At 64.8% G+C, this 3,596-nt stretch carries 4 protein-coding genes; 2 read left to right on the plus strand and 2 right to left on the minus strand.

Annotated features, from left to right (window positions below; all coding sequences use genetic code 11):
* Both acs and ACE3S9_RS16620 read left to right on the plus strand, forming a co-directional pair.
* Window positions 1–1,538, plus strand: a 1,538-nt coding sequence (acs, locus tag ACE3S9_RS16615; protein ID WP_374547589.1) for an acetate--CoA ligase, incomplete at its 5' end; no start/stop codon positions are given.
* A gap of 223 nt (window positions 1,539–1,761) precedes the next feature.
* On the plus strand, window positions 1,762–2,292 hold the full coding sequence (locus ACE3S9_RS16620; protein ID WP_374547590.1) for a L,D-transpeptidase: 531 nt from the start codon (window positions 1,762–1,764) through the stop codon (window positions 2,290–2,292).
* Window positions 2,293–2,347: 55 nt separating this feature from the next.
* Here ACE3S9_RS16620 and gluQRS read toward each other — a convergent pair whose 3' ends face one another.
* Both gluQRS and ACE3S9_RS16630 read right to left on the minus strand, forming a co-directional pair.
* The gene (gene gluQRS, locus ACE3S9_RS16625; protein ID WP_374547591.1) at window positions 2,348–3,250 is read right to left on the minus strand and encodes a tRNA glutamyl-Q(34) synthetase GluQRS; all 903 of its coding nucleotides are present in this window, start codon (window positions 3,248–3,250) and stop codon (window positions 2,348–2,350) included.
* Window positions 3,251–3,253: 3 nt separating this feature from the next.
* Window positions 3,254–3,466 carry a DUF1674 domain-containing protein gene (locus tag ACE3S9_RS16630; protein ID WP_374547592.1) on the minus strand — a complete coding sequence of 71 codons (213 nt, stop codon included), beginning with the start codon at window positions 3,464–3,466 and terminating at the stop codon, window positions 3,254–3,256.
* Window positions 3,467–3,596: the final 130 nt, after the last annotated feature.

Genomic DNA, 3,596 nt, shown 5'->3' on the forward strand with positions numbered 1-3,596 from the left:
TTTCGATCTATCTGCCGATGATTCCCGAGGCGGCTTACGCCATGCTCGCCTGCGCCCGCGTCGGCGCGATTCATTCGATCATTTTCGGCGGCTTCTCGCCCGATTCGCTGGCCGGCCGCATCGAGGGATGCAAGTCCAAGGTCATCATCACCGCCGATGAAGGCCTGCGCGGCGGCCGCAAGGTTCCGCTCAAGGCCAATTCGGACATCGCCATCGACAAGACCGGCGACATCATCGAGACCCAGATCGTCGTGAAGCGCACCGGCGGCAAGGTCGACTGGAAGGACGGCCGCGACGTGTGGTGGCACGAGGAAACCGCCAAGGTTTCCGCCGATTGCCCGCCCACCGAGGTCAATGCGGAAGACCCGCTGTTCATCCTCTATACGTCCGGCTCGACCGGCGCGCCGAAGGGCGTGGTGCATTGCACCGGCGGCTATCTGGTTTATGCCGCCATGACGCATCAATATATTTTCGATTATCACGACGGCGACATTTATTGGTGCACCGCCGACGTGGGCTGGGTCACCGGCCACAGCTATATCGTCTATGGCCCGCTCGCCAATGGCGCGACGACCCTGATGTTCGAGGGCATCCCGAACTATCCGACGATCTCCCGTTTCTGGGATGTGGTGGACAAGCACGGCGTCAACATCTTCTACACCGCCCCGACCGCGATCCGTTCGCTGATGGGCGCGGGCGAGGAGCCGGTCAAGAAGACCTCGCGGAAAACCCTGCGCCTGCTCGGCTCGGTCGGCGAGCCGATCAATCCGGAAGCCTGGGAATGGTATTACCGCGTGGTTGGCGACGAGCGTTGCCCGATCGTCGACACCTGGTGGCAGACCGAAACCGGCGGCATTCTGATCACCCCGCTGCCGGGCGCGACCGCGCTGAAGCCCGGTTCGGCGACCCGTCCGTTCTTCGGCGTGCAGCCGCAGGTGGTGGACGCTTCCGGCAACATCATCGAAGGCCCCTGCGAGGGCAATCTGGTGATCGCCGATTCGTGGCCGGGCCAGATGCGCACGGTCTATGGCGACCATGAGCGGTTCCAGCAGACCTATTTCTCGACCTATCCGGGCAAATATTTCACCGGCGACGGCTGCCGCCGCGACGCCGATGGCTATTACTGGATCACCGGCCGCGTCGACGACGTCATCAACGTCTCCGGTCACCGCATGGGCACGGCGGAAGTCGAAAGCGCGCTGGTCGCCCATCCGGCGGTGTCCGAAGCGGCCGTGGTCGGCTATCCGCACGACCTCAAGGGCCAGGGCATCTACGCCTATGTCACGGTGATGGAAGGCGTCGAGCCGACCGACGCCCTGCGCAAGGAGCTGGTCGCCTGGGTCCGCAAGGAGATCGGCCCGATCGCTTCGCCGGACGTGATCCAGTTCGCGCCAGGCCTGCCCAAGACCCGTTCCGGCAAGATCATGCGCCGCATCCTGCGCAAGATCGCCGAAAACGAATTCGGCGCGCTGGGCGACACCTCGACGCTGGCCGATCCGACCGTGGTCGACGATCTGATCCAGAATCGCGGCGGCTGAACGCCCGCGATCAGACTGCTGATAGATGCAAGCCGGGCGAGAAATCGCCCGGCTTTTGCTTTGGCCTTTCATTAAAACTTTAATAACCGCGATTTCAATCAAGTCGGCATTTTGGCGAAATTTTGGCGGGTGTGGCGCCTATACGCTAGTTTCTTTGGAGTTTCGGCGGCAGTTTGGATCAAATCGCCGTGATCGGTCGATTTTCGCTTGCCGGAGCAAATTCATGTCCCAGTTCAAAAGCTTGCGGGCGGCCGCGCTGCTTGGCGCGACGCTGCTCGGCCTGTCCGCGCCGCTCGGCGCCGCCCAGGCCAACACCCATCTCATCGCCTTCCACTCGGGTTATGACGCTGGCACCATCGTCATCAGCATGAGCCAGCGCAAACTTTATCTGGTGCTGGAAGACGGCCGCGCGATCCAATATCCGGTCGCCGTCGCCAAGCCGGGCAAGGAATGGCTCGGCCCGACCCGCATCAGCGGCAAATATTTCCATCCCGATTGGGCCCCCCCGGCCATCGTCAAGCGCGACCATCCCGAATTGCCCGGCATGATTCCGGGCGGCTCGCCGCGCAATCCGATGGGCGTCGCCGCCATCACGCTCGACCGCGACGAAATCGCGATCCACGGCACGACCAGCCGCATGCGCGCCTCGATCGGCTCGCGCGCCTCCTATGGCTGCATCCGCATGCTGAACGAAGACGTCGCCGATCTTTACGGCCGCGTCGATGTCGGCACGACGGTCGTCATGCAGCCCTGATCGGCGCTTTCCGCACGAAACCCAGCCCGGATCGGACGATCCGGGCTTTTTTGTCTCATAGCGGAACGTTCATCCGGCGCGACAAATCCGCCAGCACGTCCGCAGCGCCAAGCCCCTGCCGGCGCAGGGCGCGCAGGCTCGGCGCGGCGCTGCTCTTGGACAGTTTTTTCCCCGCGCCGTCCAGCACCAGCCGATGATGCCGGTAATCCGGCGTCCGCAGATCGAGCAGAGCTTGCAGCAGCCGGTGCAAACCCGTCGCGGCCTCGAGATCGACGCCCCGCACCACATCCGTCACCGCCTGAACGTGATCGTCCAGGACGCAGGCGATGTGATAGGACGCCGGCACGTCGCGGCGCCCGATCAGAACATCGCCCCAGACCTCGGGCGTCGCCGTGACGACCGCGCCGCTGTCGCCTTCGTGGAACTCGCGATAGGTCAGCGGCGCCTCGATCGTCGCCAAGGTGTCCGTCATGGCGAGACGCAGCGAAAAGGGCGCGCCCGACGCCATGCGGGCCGCGCGCGCCGCCTCGGACAGGCCTCGGCATGTTCCCGGATAAAGCAGCGAGCCGTCGGGATCGCGCGGCCAGTCCTTTTTCCCGGCGCAGGCGCGGGCGATGTCGGCGCGCGAGCAGAAACAGGGATAAGCCAGGCCGCGCCGGGCGAGCGTGTCGAGCGCGGCGGAATAATCGGCCAGATGTTCGGACTGGCGGCGCGGCGGCGCGTCCCAATGGACGCCGAGCCAATGCAGGTCTTCGAGCAAAGCCTGTTCAAATTCGCGGCGCGAGCGTTCCCGATCGATATCCTCGATGCGCAGCAGCATCCGGCCGCCGCAGGCGCGCGCCCATCGAAAATTCAACAGCGCGGAATAAGCATGGCCGAGATGCAGATAGCCATTGGGCGAGGGCGCGAATCGGAACACCCGCCGCGCCCCGCCGCCCGGATCCTGTTCCGGCGCCATCGATCAGAAATCGCTCGCTATGCCCTTGCGCTCCCAATCGCCGTAGCGAATGGGTTCGGGGCCTTTGGGGCCGTTGATTTCCTGTGGACGGGCGGCTTCGGACGCATTGCGGCGGCGTTCCTCGGCTTCGGCGAGAGCCCGTTGCGCTTCAGGGCTCAGGGCCTTGGGCTTGTCGCCCGCTGTCGCCGCCGCGCCGTCGCCGTCACTTTCCGCCATAACCAAATCCTCGCGTCGATGCGCCGGAACAGCGCCGCAGCGCGATTTCTCTGCGCGCGCCGCTATGGTAAACATCGGTCAGGCCGATTCATAATCGAAAGCGTCCTGCGCGCAACTCCGACCTGGTCCC

Origin of the sequence: Rhodoblastus sp., from assembly GCF_041915505.1 — a bacterium.
Lineage (GTDB): Bacteria > Pseudomonadota > Alphaproteobacteria > Rhizobiales > Beijerinckiaceae > Rhodoblastus.

Excerpts from the sequence above, each read along its gene's own strand:
- gluQRS (WP_374547591.1), bottom strand. The coding sequence starts at position 3,250 with ATGGCGCCGGAACAGGATCCGGGCGGCGGGGCGCGGCGGGTGTTCCGA.
- ACE3S9_RS16630 (WP_374547592.1), bottom strand. The coding sequence starts at position 3,466 with ATGGCGGAAAGTGACGGCGACGGCGCGGCGGCGACAGCGGGCGACAAG.
- ACE3S9_RS16620 (WP_374547590.1), top strand. The coding sequence starts at position 1,762 with ATGTCCCAGTTCAAAAGCTTGCGGGCGGCCGCGCTGCTTGGCGCGACG.